The organism is Sporolactobacillus terrae, from assembly GCF_019930545.1.
GTDB classification, from domain to species: domain Bacteria; phylum Bacillota; class Bacilli; order Bacillales; family Sporolactobacillaceae; genus Sporolactobacillus; species Sporolactobacillus terrae.
Map to the genome: position 1 here is coordinate 2,079,421 of NZ_CP082837.1, position 23,610 is coordinate 2,103,030.

Here is a 23,610-nt window from a genome sequence, read left to right on the forward strand (position 1 = left end):
CAACCGGCCTGAAGCGGTTTAACTTCTGTCCAAGCCTCTGATCCGGGTATTGATAAAAATTGGCCGGTCACAGTGTCACCCCCACCGCCTTATTAATCAATCAAGAGGCCCATATGTACGGTGCTATAAAACACACCGTCGATCAATAAATCACGCGTAATCAACCCGTCCTGAACAAAACCGAACGATTCATAAAGCCTAATCGCGCGTATGTTGTCCGAGCGAGCCATCAAGTTGATCTTACGGATGATTCCGGTCTTTTTGCTCCAATGGATCAAGTGCGACAGGAGCGCACGACCGATCCCTTTTCCCCAATAGTCTTTGCGCACGCTGATGCCGAATTCGCCGACATGTGCTGTTCGCTTGCGTTTCCCGCCCTCGAAGTTCAGAGTGCCGACAATTGTGCCGTCATATTCGGCAACAAGAAACACAGCGTTGTCTTTTTTCGCATAACGTTCAAAGAGGGCTTCCTCTTTCTCAACCGTCAACTGAAGCTCGTCAACCGAACCATAGGTTAAAAAGTCGGTCTCGCCTGCAATACGGCTCAGATAAGCCAAAACTGGTGCTGCATCCGATTTTCTCGCTTCGCGAATCGTTCGTTTGCTTTCACTCATGATCGGTCACCCTTTTCAGCGATGATGTTATTAATCGATTATTTTATCGAAACCGCAGTAAATGTCATGCACCAATGGCCCAATGCTGAGTGAGTTGCCGGAAAAGGAGTGCGGCAAAGGCCATGGTAGCAAAAATTAGCCTATTTAATTGGCCAACTAGTCGAAATCTCTTTACTTAATGGTCAAGCCATATCAGGGATTCTTTGCAGCTCTTTCATTCAATTCACTGCTTTTGCTTTTAAGGTTTCAATAAATGCGTCAACGGCTTCTTCCTTGGTTGCCCATGAAGTGACCAGTCGGACCGCTGAATGATCCGCGTCAATCTGCTCCCAGTCATAAAAATAAAACTGTCTGCGCAGCTGCTCAATCACGTCATGAGGCAAGATCGGAAAAATCTGGTTGGAAACCGGCGGCGTCAGGAAGGCATAACCCGCATCCTGGATGGCCTTACTGAGTTTGAACGCCATTGCGTTCGCATGCGCAGCAAGATCCGAATACAAATCGTCACGGAACAAAACGAGAAATTGGATCCCGGTCAGTCGTCCTTTGGCAAGCATCGCACCCTTTTGCTTCATTAAATAACGGAAATCTTCTTTAAGCGCGTCGTTACAAATCACCAGTGCTTCGCCAAGCAGCGCGCCATTCTTTGTCCCGCCGATATAGAAAGCATCGACCAATTTGGGCAGATCACTCAATTCCAGGTCATTGACCGGCGAGCTCAGCGCTGATCCGAGTCGCGCACCGTCTAAATAGAGGTAAAGCTGATGACTTTTGCAAAAGGAACTCAGCGCTTCGAGTTCGCTTTTTGTATAGACAGCGCCGTTCTCCGTCGTATCGGATATGTATACTAGCTTTGGTTTGACCATGTGTTCATCCGGGTGCGCATCGAGCATTGCCTGAATGCCTGCAACGGTTAGTTTTCCATCTTTTCCAGATGAGACCGCCAACACTTTATGCCCGGTCGCTTCGATTGCACCGGTTTCATGAACGTTGATATGACCCGTATGCGCGGCGATCGCCGCTTCATGCGGCCGCAAAAATGCCGCGATTGCGATCATGTTCGTCTGCGTGCCTCCAGTCAGAAAGTGAACGGCAACATCGGAACAAGCCATTTTCTTCTTAAGCAGCTCGGCCGCTTCCAGTGAATAACGGTCCTCACCGTAGCCTTCTTCCTGAACGAGATTGGTATCAACAAGCGTATTGAGAATTTGCGGGTGCGCGCCCTCACTATAATCATTTTTAAAACTGTACATTGCGACTTTTCACCTCAGCTGTCTGATTTTTCAAATCTACCCATTATGGCAAATGATCCAAATTTTGTTACTTACAGGATACAATAGAAATGGCGCGAATAAAGCAAAGAGCGGATTACTATGCCGATCCCCGAAAGAAGGGGGGCGGATAAATATGACAGTATATGAAGCACTAACACTTGCAATAGCTTTTTCTAGTTTATTGATCACACTAATAGGAGTCGTTGTAAGTATTATCGTCGTACTGTCAAATAAAGATAAAAAATAATCCGCCTCTTACGCTTTTGACCGAGCTGAGGTGGATTATTTTTGCTATTACCCTTCTGCGTAGGTTCTGCCCATTGCAGTTCGTTTGCCAAGCCGTTGGTGGTGGAACACCAACGGTATTATTTTATTCAGTATCTAAATTAATTATACACAAGACAGTGAGGGGAATCAATCTTGGAGAAAAATTACGCCTCAATGAATGTCGACGGATTAAGAAAGGAATATCATGACATGTGGCTGCCCGCAATGAGGGCAAGTGAACGTCGAACCCCTGTGAAAATCAAGATAAATGTGAAAACCACCATTTTTCTGATCCAGTACATAGACAGAGACGTACCGGGGGGCCTCAATATTTAGTGCCGCTTTTTCTTTTTTTTGGATATTTGATTTCATAAAGTAAACGTTCCTTGAGTTTTGGATTAAAGAAACTAGAAATTATTTTTTTCGTGTCCAATGTCCATCGAATTTCAGAACATACTCACCTTGCGTGGAATCCCATTCTTTATTGTAATTTGTCGTAGGATAAGCACTCGATATAAAGGTATCGGTCAACACATTTAGTGTAACCGATGGATTGATCCAGGGAAATCACCAATCCTCTTGCCCTAACAATGACTGGTATGTTGCTTTCTGGAATTACAACGCCATCAGCATTCCAAAATTTTCTAGGTTTTCGAGTCTCAATCCCATCAACCGCATGGCTAACGACCCACTGGCTCACCGTCTACGCTTAAAGACTGAAGTTTCCTTCAGCCTTCCAAGATTCGTTATGGATGGGTGGCGCTCTTATTCGATGGGGGTCACACCCACTATAGGCCACGACTTTGCTCAGTCGCCCTATTATTTATCAGGACAATAAAAAAACCATCCCACACCTGGTATGAGATGGCTCTGAACTGATGATCGTCAGATACGCGGAATGATCGTCTGAATCCGTTTGAGACGCGGTGCGAGCAGTACAACGACAAACGGTGTGAGTGCGATCGGCACAACATCTGCAATCCCAATCCATACGACACAGTACCAGTAGCCGAGTCCGGTGAAGAATGACAGAGAAAAGCTCGTTGCAAGAATCATCAAACAACCGAACAGGAGCGACCAGAACAATGATTGCCAAATAAAGGCCGCTTTATTTTCAAGAAGTTTTTCAAGCGGCTTTTTCCGCGTCATAATATAGGCTGGAAGTGCCGCACTTAAAGCAACGGTAATCCCGTCTGCAATTAAGGTATGAGGAGCAATGAAGTAACCACCGAGCAGTGACCAAACCAATGTGCCGATGTAGCCGGCAAAAAATCCGGAAACCGGGCCGAATAAGAAACCAATAGCAGGAATAATAAACGCAAAAGTTCTGAAATGCACGGCACCCGGAATCAGCGGAATCGGGCTGCCGTATGCCCAGAGCACGCCGGTAAATACACCAAAAATAACGAAAAAGATGATGTTGACAAAGGTAAATTTCTTCACGGGAAAACGCCTCCTCAATAATTTGTTTTTGCAAATGCGCAAATAATATGCTTAAGCTCTTTGACGGCATAGTCAAACAGCTTTTTGCCTTTTTCAGCAGTAGCGTAGGTTGGTGCACCGATCACGCCGCTTTTCGTCACATCTTTTGTCTTCCAGCCGGCATTGTACGGTCCGAATAAGGTCACAAAATCGTTGTCGCGCAGCGCCTCAACCGGATCCTCATCCACCGCAAGTTCCATATGAACCGTTTCAGGGGCCGCGTGCAGCATGAGCGATGTCTCCAGCTCGCATGCATGGAAGACGCCGTATGTACCGGATTCTTTCAAGCCTTCAAGCCCCTTGTCCCAAAATGAGGTAAACCACCAATCGAACACAAACACATCCATAGTGAAATCAATGCGCAGATCGCGGCTGATCATGTTGAGCATGTCGGTATTGCCGCCATGGCTGTTAAACAGCACCAGCTTCTTAAACCCGCTTGCTGCAATCGCCCCAGCAATGTCATGCAGCACGGAGTAGTAGGTCTGCGTGCCGTAGGTAATCGTGCCGGCAAAGCCCATGTGCTCATTGCTCTTGCCGACATTCAGCAGCGGAGCAAAGATCAGCGCGCCTTCATCGAAGCTTTGTGTAGCAATAAAATGATCGATTAACTGAGATAAAATAATGGCATCGGTGCCCACTGGCAAATGCGGTCCATGCTGCTCGGTCGCCGCAGTCGGCAGAAAAACAATCGCCGAATCTTTATCAATGGCTGCAAGTTCATCACGCGTTAAATTCTCCCATTTTGAAATCATTAGGAATTCCTCCTGTACCATTATTTAAAATGTTCAAAAATCAGCGGTTACAAACAGGGAATTTAATCAATTCCCTAGATTTGAATATAGAATCGAATTTGTAAAACAATCGTCATTACGGTCGCTGCGATCGTTGTGGCAGCAAACCAAAAATCGGATCGGCCGGCACTAATGGTTTGGTAGGAAGTCCGCTTTACTTTAAAATTGAGTTTGTAATAATGCATGGCCAGCGAGATCGCATGCCCTTTGCTCAACACGCGGAACAGGAGCGGCAGCGACACAATGACATAATTTTTTAATTTAGCAAATGCGCTGCATTTATCGACTTCCAGTCCGCGCGACTTCTGCGCTTCCATAATGGTCGCAAATTCCTGAACGATCATCGGAATGATCTGGAATACAAGCCCGACACCAAAAGCAACCGCGTACGGCACCCGCCATGATTGGAGTCCAAGAATGATTTGGCTGAAATTCGTCGTCAGTATCACGGTATAGAACGCGGAGATCATTAGGAAAATCCGCAGTGCGTACACCGCTCCTTTATAGAAATCAAACCATTCCAAACTGAACACATACGCATGACCGAACAATGAGAACCCTGATCGGAAGATGGCCGGTCCTTCATTCACTGTAAACAGCCCAAGCACCAGCCACAGCAGGAAAATAAATAGGAGCAGTACCTTGACTTTGTTTGCCAGCACCAGTATATAACTGCCGATTCCTCCAATCAGCCAGATGGCGATGAAAACAAGAAAAAGGAATAAGAGTGCCGCTCCGCTCTTCACAAAAGAAGTTAAAACCGACATGATGATAAAAAAGACAAATTTGCTGCGCGGATCAAGCCGGTGCAGGAACGAATTCAATTCAACATACTGCAGAAAGTCACCCACGTTCTGCACCCCCGATTTTCTGAAGTTCATCAATTTGAGCCGCGAAACTTGCGACGTCGCAGGCAAGCGGAGACAGTCCCAGTTTCTTCGACAAGCGAACCACCGGAGGAAGGTCGATTTGAATTTTCTCGAACAAAGCTTCATTTTCAGCAAGCTGCTGCACGCTGCCAGCCGCAAGCTTCTCTGCATGATCAAGAACGAGCAGCTGATCGGAGAGCTTAAAGACCAGCGGAATCTCATGACTGATGAGGATCACGGTCTTGCCCTGCTCCTTCAGTTTGTGGATAATTGCCTCCAAATGGCGACGTAAATGCAGATCCATACCCAGTGTCGGTTCATCCAAGATGACTACTTTGGCGCTTGAAAAGAGAACCGAGAGAATCGTTAGCAAATGCTTTTTACCCATCGACAGATTCACCGGAAGCTCCTCTTTGTCTTTTAACAGATCATAGTTTTCAAGCACTTCCAGCGCATCTTTTTCTGCGAATGGTATCCCTTGGGCACGCGCGCAAAAGGTCAGTTCACGGTAGACATTCTCTTCAAAAAGCATGTGCTCCGGATGCTGAAAAACGAGGATCACATCACGACTAATTTCAGCAACCGACTTAGTTGTCGTTTCCTTGCCAAGATAGGTGACCGTCCCCTCAGTAGGTCGGTGCAACCCGTTCAAATGCTTGACCAGGGTTGTTTTTCCTGATCCATTCTGACCAAGAATGGAGATGATCTTGCCTTTTTCAAAGCCGGCGTTGATCTTTTTTAGCGCTTGAAAACCATCAGTAAAGCTTTTGCTGAGGTTGTTCACCTCAAGCACTTGTTCCGCACGCTGAGGACCTTCGGCAGGCTTAGCAGCCTGCGGTACAACGCAATCCTTGAGTGCTTCATAAGCGGCATCAAGCGTTGTGAACGGCTTTAGTCCATCCGATTTCTTTGCCAATGCGTGATAAATGTCAACCGTTTGTGGAACGATGACGCCAAGGCGCTGAGCAAGCTGCGCGTCTGCAAAAAATTCATCTCGGCTTCCGTCAAACACGACTTCCCCATGGTCGATACCGACGACATGATCAACAATATCCGAAAACCAATCCAGATTGTTGTCAACGATGACCGTGGTCTGTCCCGCAGCGCGAAGCTGGTTCAATACCGACTGAATTAAGTGCTTTCCTTTTGGATCAAGCGAGCTGACCGGCTCGTCCATAATTACAAGATCCGGCTTCATCGCAAGCACCGATGCAATACACACTGCCTGCCGCTGCCCCCCGGACAGCGTTGATACGGCGCGCTTGCGCAAATGCTGAATATGCAGTAAATTGAGTACCGATTCAACCCGTTCACTAATTTTCTCGCTGCTGAGGCCTAGGTTCTCTACGCCGAACGCGAGCGCATCCTCAACGCCGTAGCCGAACAACTGATTCTCAGGGGTCTGACTAACCACCGAAATCATCACGTCATCCTCATGATGAAAGGTTCCCGTTAGCATTCCTTTGTTCATCAGCTCCGGGATGACGCCGCTCAAAATACTGACCAGCGTTGATTTACCGCTTCCGCTTGGGCCGACAATTGCCGTTACTTCGGCTGGACGGATTTCCATATTAATATTTTTTAAGATAAGCGGCGTATCTGCACTGTATTGATAGCTTATCTTTTCAATTTTGAAGCTCATAGTGATCTCCCCGCTTTATTGAATGGCATCCGATGACTCAATGGGAAAGAGCGGCAGTTCTCCCAGATAGATAATATCGTCACGTTTCACCGCGTCTTTTCCTTCTGCAAGGATCGCCGCTTTACCAACAACCGTACCTCCAGCACGGGTAACCAGTGCTTCCAATGCCCGCGAGGATTCCCCGGTACTGATTACATCGTCCACAATCAGAATCCGTTTTCCTTTAATTAGATCACTTTCTTCTTTTTCAATACAGAGCAGCTGCTTTCTTTGCGTCGTAATTGAATAGACCTCCGTCGCAAACGGATCACTCATATACGGTTTAATGCTCTTTCTTGCAACAAAATAACGTTTCTTACCGCAGAGTCGTGATAATTCATAGACAAGCGGAATGCCTTTTGCTTCGGCAGTGATAAAATAGTCCGCATCCGGTATCCGTTCTTTCAATTCTTGAGCAGCAGCCTCAACGAGTTCTGTATCCCCTAAGATAACGAAACTTGCGATCTTAATATTGTCCGCAATCCGAACAATCGGTAATTTCCGTTCGACGCCGGCAACTTTGAGTAAATATTCATCCATTAATCCTTCACCTGTATCCCTTTCAAAAAGTTTCACGGTTTCATAGAACAAAAAAGGCAGGGAACAGGTGTCCTCTGCCTATGGCGAATTCCGATGAGCCAAGTCAAACCTAATTACGCGGGCAACGCAAACCGCATTCGACTCGCTCGGAATAATCAGAACACCATAGTGCAGGCAATTTACGGTTGCCGCGTAGAAACATCTGCACCCTATTTGCAGACTTATACGGTTTCTTAATAGGTCTCTTCGACTTATTTCGATCTAACATTAATAAAATTATATCACCGTAATAATTTTTTGGCAACCGAATCATTTTTCAAAAAATTAGTCGACTGAGCGCTCGTCTTTATTCGATTTACACGTCTTGAGACGCTGCGACACGCATCAAAAAAGACGGGCAAAACTGCCGTATTCTCAAGTGGAACACGAACCGATCGCTTGCCGAATGCCGCATGCGACAGCTGTTCTTTGAGATGCAGCCATTCCCCGCTGTCATTGATGTAAAAGGCAAAGGACCCTCTTGATGCGTAGAAAGCAATGTAGTGATGCCCGTTTCGATACGCCGGCATGCAGCAAAAGGTTGTTTCCTGCCAATCCGGCAGATGTCTGCGCATAAACGAAACCATTGTTCCCATCCAGATGCGTTCCTCTCTGTTAAAATGCTGCAAGTACTCCAAGCGCTGCAGCAATTCAGAAACCGTTTCCATACTATCACTCCAGACCTGATGATCATTCGTTAGCATGGCAAACCGCTGCGGATCTTATACGCAGAAAAAAATTGAGACGCATCTGATAAAACTTTTAAGTGCATCCAAATTACGCGCTCTGCATCGCCTTAGTTCGTCGAAGCGATTCAATGCCTTCAAAGCATAAGGGGGGTCGAAAAAATAAAAAGGAGGGGCGTACCGTTCCCTCCTCTCCTGTCTCATTTCTTGATCTCCCAGTAGCAGCGCTTCGGTGAGACAATCTTCTCTTCTTTTTTTAATTTGGTCATGACTTTGTTGACTTCTTTTTTGTCGATTCCAGTTGCTTCAGCGACTTTACCCGCATTTGCCGGTGCATCAGCTTTTTCAAAAAAGGCTAACACGGCATCATAGCTTTCCATGATTGAATCCCTCCGATGATCTGTTATTGTAGCGCTCAAGTCTATTATAAGGACGCGCTCTGACTCGCACACGTTGAAAGTTTGTCAATTGTTTTCCACTTTCGCGTGAAGCCCGGCCCATTACTTATGGTTTGTTATGATGCGTTGTTTTTTTCTTTTTTTCATTGAACCAAAAGAGGTCCGCAAGTGTCGAAACCAAATGGCCAAGAAATTCAACCATCATCCATCATCCTCCTTAAACCATTCCAGTTCCAACTCATGCTCAATCGGAATCCCATTCTCAGCGGTAAGCGGAATTTCTGGTTTTATTTTTCTTGCCTTTCGAACTGCATGCTGTCGGAACGCCGCAAGCGAAAATCCTCGTTTTTGATAAAACTGCAGCGCGCGGACATTGTCGTTGGTTGTCGTCAGATAAAACCGTTTTGGCCCTTCAAGGTTCAAGAAGCGGTCAAGTAGCGCGGAACCAACCCCTTGGTTTTCTTCAAAACTGTCCAGCGACAAAAGTTCAGCGTCTGAATGTTCATCAATGCGGTAGATCAGCAAACCAATCACCCGATGATCGGCTTTCGCCATGAAACCGGGGAAATCAGCCAAGTCAAAGCATGCATCGTGAACCACCATCATATCGTTGCCCCAGTTTCCATGAGCAAGTTGACGAATCAACTCTCGACTTTTCGGACGAATCTCATCAATTGTCCATTTCATTTTCCAAACTCCTCATTGTCACTCATCCTCTCAATAGGACGTGTACTCAGCGTTCTTTGCAGCAATAATTCATCTTTAAAAATGGATAGCGTCCGCCATTTGTCTCCTGAAGAAAACTGCCTTCCTCGACAAATCCTGCTTTTTTATATACTTTTATCGCTCGCTGATTGAAGGTCGCAACAGACAGCGTCAGATGATCGGGTCTGCTTTTTGAGATAATATATTGAATGCCTGCCTCAACGAATTGCTGTCCCTTCCCCTTACCGGTTAGTTCCGGCTTCATTCCTAAACCGATTTCAATGGTTTGGTTTGAAACAAGAAAAAAGCAAAAAAAGCCAACCAGTTCCTGCCCTTGGATGACGCTGTAATAAGCATCGCCGCGAGCTTCAGCGCTGAGTAGTTCCTGCAGATCCTCTTCATCTGCTTCCATATCGTAAAAAGAATACTCGCCCTCATAATGCCAATGAAAGGCGATTTCTTCAGCTTGTTCCTGTGTCATTCGTTCGATTCGATTCTTCATTAGAAAACATCTGCCTTTGCAAAATCGTATCAAATTCATTTTCATGGTACGCTAACTCTATGAAGAAAAGAGGCGTATTCAATGACTTTAATCAAAGAATTCTGTGCAGAAAATTTTACCCATGTTCCGAAAGCAATTGAACGCGGTGCAGACCGGATTGAGCTGTGCGACAACCTCGCAGTCGGCGGTACCACGGTCAGCTCCGGCGTTATGGCGCATACGGTCCGCTTCTGCCATGCCCGCAACATCCCGGTAATGGTCATGATTCGTCCTCGCGGCGGTAATTTTGTCTTTACCCGAAATGAGCACTGCATCATGCGTGCAGACATCGATCAGGCAAGCCGCTTCGGTGCTGATGGCGTCGTTTTTGGATGCCTGACCGATCAAAATCAGCTCGATGTGGGTGCAACTGCTGACTTAATCGATGCAGCTTTCGATTTAGAAATCACCTTTCATATGGCATTTGATCAACTCTCCCACGAGGATCAATTTGTTGCCATTGACTGGTTAGCGGCCCGCGGTGTTAAAAGAATCCTGACCCATGGCGGACCAATGGATCAGCCGATCACGCATCACGTGAATCATTTGCGCAAATTGATTCACCATGCCGCCGGCCGCCTGATCATTCTGCCTGGCGGCGGCATCACGACCGTGAACGCTGCGTTCGTTGCTCAGCAGTTGTCGGTTCAAGAGGTCCATGGTACGAAAATTGTTCCGCTTCCTTAAAGCAGCTGCTGATAGAGCTTGAGAAAATTCCCGCCGAGGATTAATCCGATTGCCTCATCAGAGTAGCCGCGCCGGATCAGTTCCTCGGTAAACAGCGGCAGATGCTTATGACTCGGAATCACATCAAAGGATTCGCGCGTATGTCCCGCCGGCTTAAGCGGCAGTTCGGTCAGGAAGGTGCAAATATCGAGACCAACACCGACATGGTCGATGCCAACCAAGTTAACCATATAATCCAAATGATCGATCAAGTGCGCCACATCACCGTCTTCATAACGGTCGGAGACAAACGCATTGAACCCGTTCATTCCGATCACAGCGCCTCTTGCGGCCAGCTCGCGAATCTGATCGTCTGTTAGGTTGCGCATTGATGAGGCGAGCGCGCGTGCGTTGGAGTGTGAGGCAATAATCGGGCAGCGGCTGCGCTCCAGAACGTCGGCCAAACCAGCATCGTTCAAATGACTGACATCAATGATCATCTTAAGCCGTGCCGCCTCTTCGACCAATTTCACCCCAAACTCCGTCAGTCCGCCTTGCCGTCCTTCATCAACCGCTTTAAAATGACTGCCATCGGCGGCAAAGTTGCGCCTGCTCCAGGTCAGTCCGACAAAGCGCACCCCAAGCTGATAGAATATCTGCAAGAGTCCAAGATCATTGGTAAGTGGGTCCACGCCCTCAAGAGAAAGTAAGATTGCCAGCTTATTATGCGCGTGCGCATCTAAAACCGCATCATAAGTCGTGCAGAGCTGAAGTTTATCCGGAGACTCCTCAATTTCCGAATAAAGTGCACTAATCTGATCAAGTGCCATTTTCAAGCCCATTTCCGGCAGGTACTCACTTTCAATGAACAACGAGCAGACCAGTGCGCTAACCCCGCCCGCGCGTAGATCCGGCAGAAAATCCGTCTCAATCACTTTACGGTAGCCCAGCTTGCGCCGCAAATCCACTTCCATCAACAGATCAAAATGCGCGTCAAGCACGATATAGTGTTCATGCAGCCGCTGTGCATGTGCCTGAATCGATTCCTCCACAGCCAATTCCCCCTATGTATCACAAAATGCATCCCCAACAGCTGAGGATGCATTCATTTTCTTCATTATATCACGAGCAGAAACGGAGCAGATTACAGATCCTTGCGCGCAAAAATGCGCAAAGAAAGCATGATTGAAAGCAAGGTAATCAGCACACCGACTAGCGCCGGAATCCAATGCTGAATCATCGCTGGAAAAGGCAGCGCATACGAGAAGTGAATCGGATGCGTGCGCAACCCTTTCATCAAGTAGCCAAGGGCAAATGGCGTGCAGAAAATAATGACGAGAAAGATTCGACGCGTTTTTTCATAGCCAAACTTGTATTGAACCGGAATCAGAATAGCAAAAAAGAGACTGAAAAAGAGCAGGCTCACACTGAAGCCAGAGACCGACAGTCGTTCCATGTACATTGGAACCACCGTCGCGGTCATCATCTGAATCAACGCGCACAACATAAAAATGAAAAAGACATCGAGGTATTTTGCCAGAACAACCGATTTCCGCATATACGGGGTCGCGCACAGCAGTGAAGTCCCTTTATATTTATACTCATCGGTCATCACATGATTGTATGAAAGATAGGCAATAAACAGTACAACGATAAAAAAGCTGATTGAGCTGGCCATCATCTGCGAAGCAAGGTAGATCGGAGCAACAATGGCAAACGCCATAAAGAAAAGAAGATCTTTTTTGATCAAGATAAAGTCCTTCAATACAAGATTAATCAGCATCGTGGTCACCTCCAATATACGCCAGCATGATGTCTTCAATGCACGCGCGCTCAATCACTGCTTCAGGCATGACCGCACGCACGTTGTCCCTTTGATTCGTTACCGCTTCAAAACCGTATGGCGACTGGCGCACACTCAAAAAAAGTCCACGTGTCTCTTCATTGATCCAAGCGTTGTCTCCTTTGACACGCACATGCGTTTCAAGTAGCTCATCTTTTTCTTCTTCAAAGATTATTTGCCCATGATCAATCAGGATGAGCATATCAGCAATTTTCTCCAGATCGGACGTGATGTGGGTCGAAAAAAAGACACTTTTTCCTTCTTCCTGCATGAACTCAAGCAGAATATCCATCAACTCGCTACGCACCAGCGGATCAAGCCCGCTTGTCGGTTCATCCATAATCAAGAGATCAGCATGATGTGAGAGCGCAAGCGCCACCGCGTACTTCATCCGCATCCCTTTGGATAAGCTGGCAATCTTCTGTTTTAGATCCAACTTAAAGCGTTTGATGTAGCTGAGAAAAACAGCCTCGTCCCACTGTGAATACGCCGCGGCGAGTACGTTTTTCATCGCTTTGAGGGTCAGATTCTCATAAAAATAGCCTTCATCCATAACAAACCCGATCCGATCCTTCAGTTTGCGTTCATTTTTATTCAGGTCTTCGCCAAACAAACGAATCCGCCCGGAATCCTTAACCACGAGACCGAGAATCGATTTAATGGTCGTTGTTTTCCCAGAACCGTTTGTCCCGATAAATCCGGTGATACAGCCTTCTTCTAATGAAAAATTCACATGATCGAGGCAAAAACGCTGAAATCGTTTAGTCAATTGATTTACTTCTAACACCGCTTGGGTCATCGTTCATCCTCCTCTTCAAATAAGAGATCCAGCATCTCATGCAATGCGCTCTTTTCGATCCCCAGTTGACGCGCCATCCGGCAGGCAGCGAGCAGCTTTTCTTCTACCATTTTCCGCTTGGATTCAATCAGCAGCTCTAGGTTTTCCGGCGCAACATACGAGCCTTTACCGACCCGCGTGGTGATGAATCCTTCCGCTTCAAGTTCCGCGTATGCCTTCTTTGTGGTTAAAACGCTGACATGCAGATCATTGGCCAACGCGCGTATTGTCGGCAGACGCTCGCCCTCTTCCAATGCGTTCGTCATAATCGCTTGCTTGATTTGATCCTTAATCTGTTGATACAAGGGCTGATTTGATCGATTTTGAATAATAATTTTCATTCTGCAACCTCTTTATGTGCTCATCTGTACAAATTGATTATATACAATATACACAATATGTACAATAGGTTTAAGAAAAGCACCTCCTGATGAGTTGCATCATCAAGAGGTGCTTTTACTTTTGGAGTTTTCGCTTTAACTCCGCCGTTCTGCTTTTTGTATTCGCTTTCGCAATGATCTTCAATAAAAAAAGTGCCTCTCAAGTCTTAGTCTTAGCAGGAGCGCTACATCCCTTTCCTTATTTGTCCAAATTAAGTGTCGCAACATAGTTGTCACCGGTTGTGCTCAGCACATAAAGCGTCAGCTTGGCGGTCTTTCCGTTCTGCTCGCTTTTTATCGTGTCAAGATCAAGAGCAATGTTGCCGTCCGACGTTTCATGTGTATAGTAAAATTTCTTGTGCGCGTCCGTATCATATTTTTTCCCATCGGAAATCGTATAGGCCAATGTTCCGGACTCTTCCGTCAATGGACGGACATCTGCAGTAAAGTTTGCCGGAATCTCAATTTTTTTCTTGCCGACATAGAGCGCATATTCATGTTCACTGCTTGTCGGACGCAGGTCTGCATGGATACGCTTTGCAGCTGAATCCCCCGCGCCACCTTTTTCTTTGCTGTGAACAATATAAGCAACGCCGTTCGCCCACGCCTTTTGGAATTGATCAACCTTATACTTTCGCACTGCGGTATCGTCGGACGGCGCGAACGAATCATTAACAATCACATAATCCTGCCCATTCATTGTCTCGAAACCGCGCACAAGAATCAGATGCCCCGGTGTCGTACCCGGTGCACCTTCTACATACGGCTCATGCGTATTCGACGGGTCATTCGTGTAGCGAACGCTGACAGCGACCGGATACCCCGCTTTAATTTCGCGCTTCAAACCGTCAAGATCCGTAAAAGTTGAATACGATTGATAACCGTAGCTGCCGGCAAGCGCTGAGCTGAACGCCCAGTTTCCGAATCCTTCATAGTCATAATCATAATCACGAAGCGCCGTCTCCTCGAGAAGTAGGTTTTCACCCATACGATTCAGTGCCATTGTAATGGTCGTTGGGCTGCAAATCGAATGAGCGATTTTCGGATCACGAATCATCTGCGAGTAGGCAGGTGTCTCAATATCTTTATTCAGTTTAATTGTCGTCGGATGCTGGCTCATCGTACCCCAGCCCAGCGCAGTGGATGCCGCAAGCAGCCGAACCGTCGGCGCCGCCTGTGGATTATCGGTATGCAAAAGCGCTCTGATCTGGAATTTGTCCGCCGTTTCGCCGCGGCTGCCACGTACCGTGAATGTATCCACATCAATATAAGCAAGCGGATCCGATTTGTCGCTAACGCTCGATCGTTTGATGTTCGTCCCCCATTTTCCCCAGGTTCTCCATGTCGACCAATCCTTGACCTGCTCATTGTCCCCATGATCATGCTTGATTAAGGCACGCACCTGAATCTCAACATGAGTTCCTGCCGGCGTGTCGCTGTTCCAAGAAGCAATCAGATACTCGAATGGATCGGTTGAAATTTCCGGGGATACAAACACACCGTCGCGCGCATAGCTGCCGTGCGTTTTTTTCAAGGTCACCGCACCGTCGCCGGGACGTTGATGAATCGTCACATTTTGGAGTGCTCCTGTTGAAAATTCCTTTGCTGAACGGATGATGTACGTATGATCACTTTCTTTCCCTGATGCTTTGGCATGCCGCGCAAAGGTTTGTACCGGAATGCCGGCAATCAAACATACCAGAGCAATCGCCAATGCAGATTTGAGTCCTTTTTTCATTCGGATGCCTCCCCACTATTATTTATTGCGAGTGAAAAGATCGCAATAAATAATCTCTTAATTTCTAACATAAGCCGATAGAAACAAAGAGAATAGAGTCGGTACGACTATTTTCAATATATTTTTTTAATTCTAACTTTTAATCGATTAATGGCACAGCAATGCATATCGGCGCGAACTATTCGCACCTACTGATCACTTTTCATAGGACAAATCAACCGTGCAGAACGATGGAAGGTTATGCTCAGAAGCTTTGATTCGTCGCGCACCGTTTCAAACGCCCTGACATACAGTGTGTTAACCGATAGGAACGAAAGGATGAATCCAATGTATTCAAATCAAATGTACCCGATCCCCTATAATTGGCGGGATTCTGGGGATGCCGGCCGTGCTGAATTTTCGCCGTATCCACAGAATCCTGCCTGGCAAATGCCCGTTTATTATCCTGACCCCGCCTACGCGCAAGGCTCGGTTTATGAACCGGCGTTTCGACCGGCTGTCATGAACCGGAACGATTACGGTCCGGCTCCGATTGCTTTTAATATAGAAGAAGTAACCAAGCGGAATAACGCCTATCGACGCGCATTATGGACGGGGAGTCATCTGCAACTGACGTTGATGAGCATCCCTGTTGGCGGAGATATTGGGCTTGAAGCTCATCCGCATCTGGATCAATTTATCCGTATCGAGGAGGGTCAAGGACTTGTCATGATGGGTGATCGGCAAGACCAGCTCACGTTTCAGAGACCGGTATCCGATGACTTTGCCTTTATCATCCCTGCTGGAAAATGGCACAACTTAATCAATACAGGCAATCGACCGATCAAACTGTACTCGATTTATGCGCCACCACAACATCCACATGGAACGGTTCACGAAACAAAGGCCGACGCCATGGCTGCCGAACATTGATACTCACACTACCGCCGAATCCTATTTTTTCGTACCCATTCGACTTTATTAAATGCTTAAAATAGGAAAATAGTCTACACTAACAAGAGCAACAATTCTCATGCAGAAAAAGGAAACGGCGGTGCTTTTGTGTCTTTACTTGAGTTTTCACATGTCTCGTTTACTAGAGAAAACAGAACTATTGTTAACGATCTCTCATTATCCATTGAAGCAGGGGATTTTCTGTCGATTGTCGGTCCATCTGGAAGCGGAAAGAGTACAGTGCTCAGGCTGTGCTGCCACCTCATCAGTCCCACTGAAGGAACGATTCACTTTCACGGGCAAGATCTGATGCGCTTCAATCCAATGGAACTGCGCAAACAGATCAGTTATTGCTTTCAGATGCCCTACTTGTTCGGGGATACGGTGCGCAACAATCTGGAGTATCCGTTTTTGCTGAGAAACAAGCCCGTCGATCCGGACCGGCTTGAGGAATTATTCGCGGCTTTTCAAATGTCGACAAGCAATTTGGAAAAGGAAATTCAGCATCTCTCCGGCGGAGAAAAGCAGCGCATTGCCCTGATGCGCAGTATCGTCTTTCAGCCGGAAATTCTGCTGCTGGACGAAGTGACCTCGGCGCTCGATGTAGCAAACACGCAAATCGTTGAAAAAGTCATTGAGGCGCTGAATCAAGCGGGTATAACCATTCTGTGGATCACCCATAATCCGGAGCAGAGCCGCAAGTACGCGAATAAGATCCTGACCATTGATACCGGGGAAGTCCGCTCATTGGAGGCGATTCGATGAACGGCTCAGCTGCGATTCAAACCAGCTCGCTCTTGATTGCTTCTTCGCTGGTACTTGTCACGCTCTTTTTCTCGTATTGGCAGAAGCTGAAGCTTGAAAAAGAAACGCTGATCAGCGTGATTCGTGCCGTCATCCAGCTTATTGCGGTCGGCTATGTTTTGAATTATGTATTCGGGGTGAAAAATCCCCTATTCACAACCTTTTTGCTGCTCTTCATGACGTTTAACGCCGCGTATAATGCAGCAAAACGCGGCCGCACGATAAGACATGGGCTCGAGATTTCGTTTTTTTCCATTTTGATCGGCGCACTCGTAACCTTGACGGTGCTTCTGCTCTCAAAGACGATTCACTACGAACCGTACCAAATGATTCCGATTGGCGGCATGATTATCAGCAACGCCATGGTTGCGCTCGGGCTGTGCTATAAACAGATGACCGCCGACTTCAAGACGAAACGTGAGGAAGTCGAAACTAAGCTGGCGCTCGGTACAGACATTCGCGCCTCTTCGATTGACATCATCCGCGATTCAATAAAAACCGGAATGCTGCCGACAATTGATTCTGCTAAAACACTGGGGATCGTATCCCTACCCGGGATGATGACCGGTTTAATCCTTGCCGGCGCTTCGCCGCTTGAGGCGATCAAATACCAGCTGATGGTCACCTTCATGCTGCTGTCGACAACGGCAATTGCTTCATTCATTGCTTGCTCCCTCGCCTACCGCGCCTTCTTTAACGCGCGCATGCAGGTGAAGTGATTGCCGAAACAATAAAAAGCGGATGCATGTTGCTCCGCTTATTTCAATTCAACGGCTGCTGGGAGAAGCAGCCGTTTTTACAGGTAAAGAAAGTTTATAAATTACCTTGCTGATACGATGATTAGCGTTATAAAAGTGAAACTTTCGCTAATTGTAAAAGGAACTTCCGCTAAAGGCGATTGAAGACCCACCCGATACCGAGTTTTTAGTCACATCAACCCGGCACTGTTTTCTCTAAACGACTTGAAGCATTTTCAATATAAGGTATACTAATAGCAAGCACGATCATTTGTTCTCATTTGTTCTCTTCTCGATTCGCTTCACACATTCCTCTCGAATGACCGAAACATACCTCGCAAGGAGGCTTCCTATGTCTATAGACCACGATCGACGCTTTAAAGTCCTGCTTCACGCGTTTTTTGATGAATTTCTCGAAGCATTCTTCCCGAAAATTTACCAGGCACTTGATCTTTCCGAGAAAAAATTCCTTTCCGAGGAACTGTTTGCGGATATGGTCGAAGGCGACAAAAAACGGGCAGATGTTATCGCAGAAACGAAGCTGAAATCAAAAAAGGATGTCATCCTGATTGTCCATCTTGAAGCACAGAATTATTACCAAGATGATTTTTCCGAACGGATGTATATCTATTACAGCATGATCTATCTGAAATTTCGAAAACCTGTTTTACCAATCGCCATTTTCAGTTATGATGGAGTTAGAGATGAACCGGACGAATTTGTGGTCAAAGTGCCGCATCTAATGGTTGTTAGCGCGTTCCATTTTTTGAAACTCGAACTTTCCAGAATGAGCTGGCGAAAATTTATGAACAGCAATAATCCTGCCGCCGCCGCGCTGATGAGCAAGATGAACTACTCGAAAAGGGAACGTGTACAAGTACGACTTGCTTTTATCAGGCAAATGATCACCATGCATCTTGGAGAAGCACGTGAAAGCATGATCAATGGATTTTTCGAGACCTATCTTCAATTAGAAAAGGAAGAGGTGGATCAATTGATGGATCAAGCAAAAAAGCTTCCGGAAGAAATTCGAGAAGAAGTGCTCAAGTGGCCCAATTCCTTTTATGATCGCGGAAAGAAAGAGGGAATTGAGCAAGGAATTGAACAAGGGATTGAAGAAGGAATTGAACAAGGAGAACGAAAAGCAAAGGAACAATTTGCACGAAAGCTGTTGCAAAAAGGAATGGGTCATGCTGAAATCAGTGAACTAACCGGATTGAGTGATAAAGAGATCATTAAGTTGGAGGATCAGAATGGGTAAAATGAGCATAGAAATTCGCGAAGAAGTGCTCAAGTGGCCCAATTCCTTTTATGATCGCGGAAAGAAAGAGGGAATTGAAGAAGGAATTGAACAAGGAGAACGAAAAGCAAAGGAACAATTTGCACGAAAGCTGTTGCAAAAAGGAATGGGTCATGCTGAAATCAGTGAACTAACCGGATTGAGTGATAAAGAGATCATTAAGTTGGAGGATCAGAATGGGTAAAATGAGCATAAAAATTCGCGAAGAAGTGCTCAAGTGGCCCAATTCCTTTTATGATCGCGGAAAGAAAGAGGGAATTGAACAAGGGATTGAACAAGGAGAGCGAAAAGCAAAGGAACAATTTGCCCGAAAACTGTTGCAAAAAGGAATGGGTCATGCTGAAATCAGCGAACTAACCGGATTAAGCGATAAAGAGATCATTAAGTTGGAGGATCACAATGGGTAAAATAAGCTGAATTATAGTGTTCACCCAATGAATGACCGCCTGCCGTATTTGCTTGTACAGGTGAAGTTGGATCCACGTGTTCCAAGAACGGTCTTGGGACGCGAGGGTTTAATTTTTTTATTTGTGTGCGTACAAAAAATGCCTTAAGCGAAGCAGCTGTTTCGCTTACTCCGCTTAAGGCATGAAACACCGTAGATTTAGTCGTGTACTCACACACGCAAGTTCAATTAGGCCAGTGCATCAACAATCGCTTTGTTAAATGTAGGCAGATCATCAGGAACGCGGCTGGTAATCAGCGCATGGTCAATCACAACCGGTTCGTTCTCTACAACCGCACCTGCATAGTACAAATCCGGTTGAATGGATGCGTAAGCTGTTAGCGTGCGCCCCTTAACCAAACCGGTTTGAATGAAGAGCTGCGGGCCATGGCAGATTGAAAACAACGGTTTATTATAAGCCAAGAAGTATTTCGTGAATGCAACAAACCGCGGATCAACGCGCAGCTGGTCGGGCGAGAAGCCGCCTGGAATGAGCAGCGCATCAAAGTCTTCCGGATTTACCTCATCAATCCCTTTATCCACAGGAATCTTCGTGCCATGTTTGCCGGTTAATTCGGTACCTGCTTCTTTCTCAATCACGGTAATTTTATGGCCGGCAGCCTCCAAAGCTTCTTTCGGTGACGTAAATTCAATATCTTCAACATCATTTGTTACAAGAACGGCTACTTTGCTCATATCTTAATTCCTCCTAAGGTTCTTTTTGATACCAACAACTATATGGTATACTTGGTATATTAATTTTTAAAGTACGCACTTTTTTGTTATCCAGTAACCAGAAAGTAACCAAGGCGAAGAAATGAGGGATTCAAATGACCGATGTCGTACGCAAAGACGTCCAAAAGAAATTGCTGTCGGGAGATTACGGCTGCGCCAAAGAACTCACCCTATCGATGTTCAGTGGCAAATGGAAGCTCGTTATTTTATATCATTTAGGGAAGGACGGTATCTATCGCTTCGGTGAATTAAAAAAGCTGTTGCCGCATGCCTCCAATAAAGTGCTGACCCAGCAGCTGCGTGAGCTTGAAGAAGACGAACTGATCACACGTACTCTGTATCCTGAAGTGCCGGTTCGCGTTGACTATGAGATCACAGCACTAGGGCAAACGCTCCTTCCGATTATCGATCTCATGTTCGAATGGGGGACAAATCGGCTGAAACAGCTCAAACACGTTGCGCCGCGCAATATCAATGAGGAAGCAATTAAAAAGAAAGAATAAAAAAAAGATGCCACCTATTTGTTCGAAAAAGATGAACACAACGAATAGTCTATAAATTCATTTCCAATTGGTGAAAAAATTGCTATATTAATAAAAACAACATCCTTTCGAAACAACGAGATAAAGGTGATTAGCTGTGAAAACCCGGACCAAGCGCATCACACAACACGCTGCATGTACTCAACCGTTTCTTCTTGTCTGCTGCTACATCTGCTCGATGATTATTGCACTGATCATCTATTTAGCCGGAGGAACAGTCTATGCCTATACCAACCTGATGTATTTGCCAATTACGCTGGTTGCAGTGACTCGCGGCAAAATTCATGGAATGATCCATGCCTGTGTAAGCGGATTGGTGATCGGTCCGTTCATGCCCTTAAATCAGTTTCAAGCCACACAATATCCGGTAAATTGGTTGATGCGCCTTGCCATTTTTGTCATGGTTGCTTTTGTGATTGGTTTTCTCGCCGACTACTACAAGGCAAATTATGAACAGAATCTTCGCCGTGAACGCACGCTTCAAAAAGCGCAAAGCGCCACCCTATTCTCGCTTGTAAAGCTGCTTGAATCCAGAGATGTGACCTCAGGTGCCCATGTCGAACGCGTTTCCTCATCGTGCAAGCTGCTCGCTGAAGAACTTCAACGCCTGCCAAAGTTTCAAAAACAGGTGGACAGCGCCTATATCGAAACGCTTTATGAAGCCTGTCCGCTTCATGATATTGGGAAGGTCGGCATCGCTGACGACATCCTGCTCAAACCGGGAAAATTAACGGAAAAGGAATTTGAAGTGATGAAGACGCACACCGTGATTGGTGCCGAAACCTTGTCGGAAATCCAGCAAAAATATCCGGGCAATAAATTTTTACAAATGGGGATTGCACTCACTCGCTCGCATCATGAAAAATGGGATGGCAGTGGTTATCCCGACAGAAGCGCAGGCGATGCCATCCCGCTCTCGGCTCGTATTGTCGCCCTTGCCGATGTCTATGATGCCCTGCGTTCAAAACGCCCCTATAAACCCGGTTATTCTCATGAAAAGGCAGTGGAAATTATAAAACATGAACGAGGACGACATTTCGATCCGGTCATCACCGATGTTTTCCTCGCGCATGAAAAATCATTTCAAACGCTTTATGATCAGTTTAACGAAGAAGGAGCAGTTCCCCTGCGATGACCAAGGTGTTCGCACCGCATCCTACGCGATCACTTTTCCGATCATGCTTGGTTCAAATAAATGAAACCACGCGATTCCGTCCGTCTCTTTTCGCTTGATAAAGAGCAAGATCTGAATTCGCCATCAGAAGATCCAATCGTTTCTCATTTAATTGTGGGGCAGCAAGGCCAATACTTGCGCTTAGGAAGAAACGCTTCCCATCCTGAAACGTTAAACAGCACGATTCAATTTGCTTTCGAAGCCGCTCTGCAATGCTTATCGCTTCATTCCGCGACGTGTTTGCCAAGAAGACGGCAAATTCCTCCCCACCGATTCGGGCAAAGAGATCCTCTTTGCGCAGCACATGCCGGCACGCCTCCGCAACCATCTTTAACGCACGATCTCCGGCCGCATGCCCATAGGAATCATTAATTCGTTTAAAATGATCCAGGTCAAAATAAATGAGTGCGCACTCATCCTGATGATCCGTTTGTACCAGTTGAACTTGTGCTCTGCATTCAAACGACCTGCGATTGTGAATTCCCGTTAAGCCATCCGTATTTGCCTTCCGCAGCAGTTGTCGTTCCAATTGTTCCGAATGCGCACGATAGAAGTAGGAAGCGTAACCAAGCCCAATAAAGTTGATTGCCACATTAATCAAATACATTGACGTTGCCATATATGGAATGAGCGGTGTAACCGGTGAATGCGTCTGTGTATAATCGTACAAAAACAACGTATCGCCGAAAAGAAAAAGCGCAACGGCAATACGCAAAGCACCGGGCCATCGCGCAAAGAAAACAATTGGAACCAAGGAAAAAAGATAGTAATAATGGCCCTGTTGCCATCCAAATACAAGCACGCAGCTGCTCGATAATACCGAAAGCTCAAGAACCCAGAGGAAACTGGCAATACGTACATATCGTTTGCGATTAAGTGTTAAGCAGAACAGATCCAAAGCAGCAGCCGATAGATCGAGCGTGAGAATCAAAGGATTGCCAAAAAAAGAAAAAACAGGCATGAGCAAAACATGTGCAATAAACGAAAAGGTAAACAGATTCGTACAGAAAACAACAAATTTCCGGTCATTCTCAGTCCCGTTTTCACCATAAGGATCATTGGTTTGTATGACTATTTTTTTCATAACGATTCAACCTCTGTAATACCAGATAAAAGTCGCAAAAATGAAGAATTGAGGAGCAGGAAGGAGATGTCAAGATGCACGTATCTGGCGCTCCATTGTATTATATTGAGCCAATGATGAGTCATGCAGACAAAATCTAAAGTGCAGTTTAATCGACCCAAGAAATGCCGTCGATATACCGCCAAGTGTAGAACTAATATGATAATTATTATCATTATACCTTATTATCCAGGAAAAACTAGGAAAAAATACTTAGGAAATAGGTTTATTTAAATAAATATCCTACTCGTTTCCTTTTAAGTCTTCTTCAAAAGCATCCATAATTCCTTAGTCATGGGTCTGATGAAGAGGCGTGGCTATTCATCCGCTTGCATCAATTGCACCTTCAAAAGGATGCTCGATCACTGATTTTATGTAAAAAAAAGAGAGACGGAAACAGCGAATGTTTCCATCCCGCGTCCCGAACTCTTTTCCAACGAAGTGTCCGTTTTGCTATCAAAC

28 protein-coding genes and 1 riboswitch are annotated in these 23,610 nt (G+C 46.0%); of the genes, 10 read left to right on the forward strand and 18 right to left on the reverse strand.

Annotation, left to right across the window (positions count from 1 at the left end; all coding sequences use genetic code 11):
• Window positions 1-92 precede the first annotated feature (92 nt).
• Together K7399_RS09880 and K7399_RS09885 are read right to left on the reverse strand one after the other, a co-directional pair.
• Window positions 93-614 carry a GNAT family N-acetyltransferase gene (locus tag K7399_RS09880; protein ID WP_028975834.1) on the reverse strand — a complete coding sequence of 174 codons (522 nt, stop codon included), beginning with the start codon at window positions 612-614 and terminating at the stop codon, window positions 93-95.
• A gap of 218 nt (window positions 615-832) precedes the next feature.
• Window positions 833-1,867, reverse strand: coding sequence for a threonine aldolase family protein (locus K7399_RS09885; RefSeq protein WP_028975835.1), 1,035 nt, complete (start codon window positions 1,865-1,867; stop codon window positions 833-835).
• Window positions 1,868-2,021: 154 nt separating this feature from the next.
• Here K7399_RS09885 and K7399_RS09890 point away from each other — a divergent pair, with 154 nt between their 5' ends.
• A complete protein-coding gene (locus K7399_RS09890; RefSeq protein ID WP_223362292.1) occupies window positions 2,022-2,135 on the forward strand; it encodes a putative holin-like toxin in 114 nt (37 codons plus the stop codon).
• Between the two features lie 905 nt (window positions 2,136-3,040).
• On the opposite strand, the gene K7399_RS09895 is transcribed toward K7399_RS09890, so the two are convergent.
• The 9 genes from K7399_RS09895 to K7399_RS09935 all read right to left on the reverse strand — a co-directional run bounded on the left by K7399_RS09895 (window position 3,041) and on the right by K7399_RS09935 (window position 9,851).
• On the reverse strand, window positions 3,041-3,598 hold the full coding sequence (locus tag K7399_RS09895; RefSeq protein WP_028975837.1) for a hypothetical protein: 558 nt from the start codon (window positions 3,596-3,598) through the stop codon (window positions 3,041-3,043).
• Window positions 3,599-3,612: 14 nt separating this feature from the next.
• Window positions 3,613-4,392: a creatininase family protein gene (locus tag K7399_RS09900; protein ID WP_028975838.1), complete on the reverse strand. Its 780-nt coding sequence runs from the start codon at window positions 4,390-4,392 to the stop codon at window positions 3,613-3,615.
• A gap of 74 nt (window positions 4,393-4,466) precedes the next feature.
• Window positions 4,467-5,282, reverse strand: a complete 816-nt coding sequence (locus tag K7399_RS09905; RefSeq protein ID WP_010024009.1) for an energy-coupling factor transporter transmembrane component T family protein — start codon at window positions 5,280-5,282, stop codon at window positions 4,467-4,469.
• Window positions 5,275-6,942 carry an ABC transporter ATP-binding protein gene (locus tag K7399_RS09910; RefSeq protein ID WP_028975839.1) on the reverse strand — a complete coding sequence of 556 codons (1,668 nt, stop codon included), beginning with the start codon at window positions 6,940-6,942 and terminating at the stop codon, window positions 5,275-5,277. Before K7399_RS09910 ends, K7399_RS09905 begins: the two co-directional genes overlap by 8 nt.
• Before the next feature lie 15 nt (window positions 6,943-6,957).
• Complete coding sequence (locus tag K7399_RS09915; protein ID WP_028975840.1) at window positions 6,958-7,521, reverse strand: phosphoribosyltransferase family protein; 564 nt, start codon at window positions 7,519-7,521, stop codon at window positions 6,958-6,960.
• Window positions 7,522-7,667: 146 nt separating this feature from the next.
• Window positions 7,668-7,770: riboswitch (purine riboswitch) on the reverse strand.
• A gap of 32 nt (window positions 7,771-7,802) precedes the next feature.
• A complete protein-coding gene (locus tag K7399_RS09920; protein ID WP_028975841.1) occupies window positions 7,803-8,228 on the reverse strand; it encodes a hypothetical protein in 426 nt (141 codons plus the stop codon).
• A 218-nt stretch (window positions 8,229-8,446) separates the two neighbouring features.
• The gene (locus K7399_RS09925; RefSeq protein WP_010024014.1) at window positions 8,447-8,626 is read right to left on the reverse strand and encodes a hypothetical protein; all 180 of its coding nucleotides are present in this window, start codon (window positions 8,624-8,626) and stop codon (window positions 8,447-8,449) included.
• Window positions 8,627-8,845: 219 nt separating this feature from the next.
• Window positions 8,846-9,331 (reverse strand): GNAT family N-acetyltransferase, encoded by a 486-nt coding sequence (locus K7399_RS09930; RefSeq protein WP_028975842.1) that lies wholly within the window; start codon window positions 9,329-9,331, stop codon window positions 8,846-8,848.
• A 46-nt stretch (window positions 9,332-9,377) separates the two neighbouring features.
• Window positions 9,378-9,851 (reverse strand): GNAT family N-acetyltransferase, encoded by a 474-nt coding sequence (locus tag K7399_RS09935; protein WP_028975843.1) that lies wholly within the window; start codon window positions 9,849-9,851, stop codon window positions 9,378-9,380.
• Window positions 9,852-9,932: 81 nt separating this feature from the next.
• Between K7399_RS09935 and K7399_RS09940 the strand changes: the two genes are divergently transcribed.
• Window positions 9,933-10,577 (forward strand): copper homeostasis protein CutC, encoded by a 645-nt coding sequence (locus tag K7399_RS09940; RefSeq protein ID WP_028975844.1) that lies wholly within the window; start codon window positions 9,933-9,935, stop codon window positions 10,575-10,577.
• Here K7399_RS09940 and K7399_RS09945 read toward each other — a convergent pair.
• The 5 genes from K7399_RS09945 to K7399_RS09965 form a co-directional block, all read right to left on the reverse strand.
• Window positions 10,574-11,608, reverse strand: a complete 1,035-nt coding sequence (locus tag K7399_RS09945; protein WP_010026125.1) for a dipeptidase — start codon at window positions 11,606-11,608, stop codon at window positions 10,574-10,576. The two genes, K7399_RS09940 and K7399_RS09945, sit on opposite strands and share 4 nt — an antisense overlap.
• Window positions 11,609-11,700: 92 nt before the next feature.
• Window positions 11,701-12,339, reverse strand: coding sequence for an ABC-2 transporter permease (locus tag K7399_RS09950; protein WP_028983503.1), 639 nt, complete (start codon window positions 12,337-12,339; stop codon window positions 11,701-11,703).
• The gene (locus tag K7399_RS09955; protein WP_037562725.1) at window positions 12,329-13,198 is read right to left on the reverse strand and encodes an ABC transporter ATP-binding protein; all 870 of its coding nucleotides are present in this window, start codon (window positions 13,196-13,198) and stop codon (window positions 12,329-12,331) included. Before K7399_RS09955 ends, K7399_RS09950 begins: the two co-directional genes overlap by 11 nt.
• The gene (locus K7399_RS09960) at window positions 13,195-13,578 is read right to left on the reverse strand and encodes a GntR family transcriptional regulator (RefSeq protein ID WP_028975847.1); all 384 of its coding nucleotides are present in this window, start codon (window positions 13,576-13,578) and stop codon (window positions 13,195-13,197) included. Before K7399_RS09960 ends, K7399_RS09955 begins: the two co-directional genes overlap by 4 nt.
• Before the next feature lie 238 nt (window positions 13,579-13,816).
• Window positions 13,817-15,355 carry a C39 family peptidase gene (locus tag K7399_RS09965; protein ID WP_081791706.1) on the reverse strand — a complete coding sequence of 513 codons (1,539 nt, stop codon included), beginning with the start codon at window positions 15,353-15,355 and terminating at the stop codon, window positions 13,817-13,819.
• Between the two features lie 327 nt (window positions 15,356-15,682).
• On the opposite strand from K7399_RS09965, the gene K7399_RS09970 reads away from it, so the two are divergent.
• The 6 genes from K7399_RS09970 (at window position 15,683) to K7399_RS09995 (ending at window position 19,536) form a co-directional block, all read left to right on the forward strand.
• Window positions 15,683-16,267, forward strand: a complete 585-nt coding sequence (locus tag K7399_RS09970) for a cupin domain-containing protein (RefSeq protein ID WP_028975848.1) — start codon at window positions 15,683-15,685, stop codon at window positions 16,265-16,267.
• A gap of 129 nt (window positions 16,268-16,396) precedes the next feature.
• The gene (locus tag K7399_RS09975) at window positions 16,397-17,053 is read left to right on the forward strand and encodes an ABC transporter ATP-binding protein (protein ID WP_028975849.1); all 657 of its coding nucleotides are present in this window, start codon (window positions 16,397-16,399) and stop codon (window positions 17,051-17,053) included.
• Window positions 17,050-17,811 (forward strand): ABC transporter permease, encoded by a 762-nt coding sequence (locus K7399_RS09980; RefSeq protein WP_028975850.1) that lies wholly within the window; start codon window positions 17,050-17,052, stop codon window positions 17,809-17,811. The genes K7399_RS09975 and K7399_RS09980 overlap by 4 nt, the downstream gene beginning before the upstream one ends.
• A gap of 370 nt (window positions 17,812-18,181) precedes the next feature.
• On the forward strand, window positions 18,182-19,090 hold the full coding sequence (locus tag K7399_RS09985) for an RpnC/YadD family protein (RefSeq protein WP_037562727.1): 909 nt from the start codon (window positions 18,182-18,184) through the stop codon (window positions 19,088-19,090).
• On the forward strand, window positions 19,083-19,313 hold the full coding sequence (locus K7399_RS09990; protein WP_223362293.1) for an RpnC/YadD family protein: 231 nt from the start codon (window positions 19,083-19,085) through the stop codon (window positions 19,311-19,313). The genes K7399_RS09985 and K7399_RS09990 overlap by 8 nt, the downstream gene beginning before the upstream one ends.
• Window positions 19,306-19,536: an RpnC/YadD family protein gene (locus tag K7399_RS09995; protein ID WP_028975853.1), complete on the forward strand. Its 231-nt coding sequence runs from the start codon at window positions 19,306-19,308 to the stop codon at window positions 19,534-19,536. Before K7399_RS09990 ends, K7399_RS09995 begins: the two co-directional genes overlap by 8 nt.
• 227 nt (window positions 19,537-19,763) lie before the next feature.
• On the opposite strand, the gene K7399_RS10000 is transcribed toward K7399_RS09995, so the two are convergent.
• Window positions 19,764-20,270: a type 1 glutamine amidotransferase domain-containing protein gene (locus K7399_RS10000; protein WP_028975854.1), complete on the reverse strand. Its 507-nt coding sequence runs from the start codon at window positions 20,268-20,270 to the stop codon at window positions 19,764-19,766.
• Window positions 20,271-20,404: 134 nt separating this feature from the next.
• Between K7399_RS10000 and K7399_RS10005 the strand changes: the two genes are divergently transcribed.
• Window positions 20,405-20,812: a winged helix-turn-helix transcriptional regulator gene (locus K7399_RS10005; protein ID WP_028975855.1), complete on the forward strand. Its 408-nt coding sequence runs from the start codon at window positions 20,405-20,407 to the stop codon at window positions 20,810-20,812.
• A gap of 136 nt (window positions 20,813-20,948) precedes the next feature.
• Complete coding sequence (locus K7399_RS10010) at window positions 20,949-21,986, forward strand: HD-GYP domain-containing protein (RefSeq protein ID WP_051577774.1); 1,038 nt, start codon at window positions 20,949-20,951, stop codon at window positions 21,984-21,986.
• Between the two features lie 52 nt (window positions 21,987-22,038).
• On the opposite strand, the gene K7399_RS10015 is transcribed toward K7399_RS10010, so the two are convergent.
• Window positions 22,039-23,109 (reverse strand): GGDEF domain-containing protein, encoded by a 1,071-nt coding sequence (locus tag K7399_RS10015; protein ID WP_051577775.1) that lies wholly within the window; start codon window positions 23,107-23,109, stop codon window positions 22,039-22,041.
• Between the last annotated feature and the right edge of the window lie 501 nt (window positions 23,110-23,610).

Bases quoted from the DNA above. Each gene is read 5' to 3' on its own strand.
- K7399_RS09880 (WP_028975834.1), bottom strand. From the start codon at position 614: ATGAGTGAAAGCAAACGAACGATTCGCGAAGCGAGAAAATCGGATGCA.
- K7399_RS09885 (WP_028975835.1), bottom strand. From the start codon at position 1,867: ATGTACAGTTTTAAAAATGATTATAGTGAGGGCGCGCACCCGCAAATT.
- K7399_RS09890 (WP_223362292.1), top strand. From the start codon at position 2,022: ATGACAGTATATGAAGCACTAACACTTGCAATAGCTTTTTCTAGTTTA.
- K7399_RS09900 (WP_028975838.1), bottom strand. From the start codon at position 4,392: ATGATTTCAAAATGGGAGAATTTAACGCGTGATGAACTTGCAGCCATT.
- K7399_RS09910 (WP_028975839.1), bottom strand. From the start codon at position 6,942: ATGAGCTTCAAAATTGAAAAGATAAGCTATCAATACAGTGCAGATACG.
- K7399_RS09915 (WP_028975840.1), bottom strand. From the start codon at position 7,521: ATGGATGAATATTTACTCAAAGTTGCCGGCGTCGAACGGAAATTACCG.
- K7399_RS09920 (WP_028975841.1), bottom strand. From the start codon at position 8,228: ATGGAAACGGTTTCTGAATTGCTGCAGCGCTTGGAGTACTTGCAGCAT.
- K7399_RS09925 (WP_010024014.1), bottom strand. From the start codon at position 8,626: ATGGAAAGCTATGATGCCGTGTTAGCCTTTTTTGAAAAAGCTGATGCA.
- K7399_RS09930 (WP_028975842.1), bottom strand. From the start codon at position 9,331: ATGAAATGGACAATTGATGAGATTCGTCCGAAAAGTCGAGAGTTGATT.
- K7399_RS09935 (WP_028975843.1), bottom strand. From the start codon at position 9,851: ATGAAGAATCGAATCGAACGAATGACACAGGAACAAGCTGAAGAAATC.
- K7399_RS09940 (WP_028975844.1), top strand. From the start codon at position 9,933: ATGACTTTAATCAAAGAATTCTGTGCAGAAAATTTTACCCATGTTCCG.
- K7399_RS09950 (WP_028983503.1), bottom strand. From the start codon at position 12,339: ATGCTGATTAATCTTGTATTGAAGGACTTTATCTTGATCAAAAAAGAT.
- K7399_RS09955 (WP_037562725.1), bottom strand. From the start codon at position 13,198: ATGACCCAAGCGGTGTTAGAAGTAAATCAATTGACTAAACGATTTCAG.
- K7399_RS09960 (WP_028975847.1), bottom strand. From the start codon at position 13,578: ATGAAAATTATTATTCAAAATCGATCAAATCAGCCCTTGTATCAACAG.
- K7399_RS09965 (WP_081791706.1), bottom strand. From the start codon at position 15,355: ATGAAAAAAGGACTCAAATCTGCATTGGCGATTGCTCTGGTATGTTTG.
- K7399_RS09970 (WP_028975848.1), top strand. From the start codon at position 15,683: ATGTATTCAAATCAAATGTACCCGATCCCCTATAATTGGCGGGATTCT.
- K7399_RS09980 (WP_028975850.1), top strand. From the start codon at position 17,050: ATGAACGGCTCAGCTGCGATTCAAACCAGCTCGCTCTTGATTGCTTCT.
- K7399_RS09985 (WP_037562727.1), top strand. From the start codon at position 18,182: ATGTCTATAGACCACGATCGACGCTTTAAAGTCCTGCTTCACGCGTTT.
- K7399_RS09990 (WP_223362293.1), top strand. From the start codon at position 19,083: ATGGGTAAAATGAGCATAGAAATTCGCGAAGAAGTGCTCAAGTGGCCC.
- K7399_RS09995 (WP_028975853.1), top strand. From the start codon at position 19,306: ATGGGTAAAATGAGCATAAAAATTCGCGAAGAAGTGCTCAAGTGGCCC.
- K7399_RS10000 (WP_028975854.1), bottom strand. From the start codon at position 20,270: ATGAGCAAAGTAGCCGTTCTTGTAACAAATGATGTTGAAGATATTGAA.
- K7399_RS10005 (WP_028975855.1), top strand. From the start codon at position 20,405: ATGACCGATGTCGTACGCAAAGACGTCCAAAAGAAATTGCTGTCGGGA.
- K7399_RS10015 (WP_051577775.1), bottom strand. From the start codon at position 23,109: ATGAAAAAAATAGTCATACAAACCAATGATCCTTATGGTGAAAACGGG.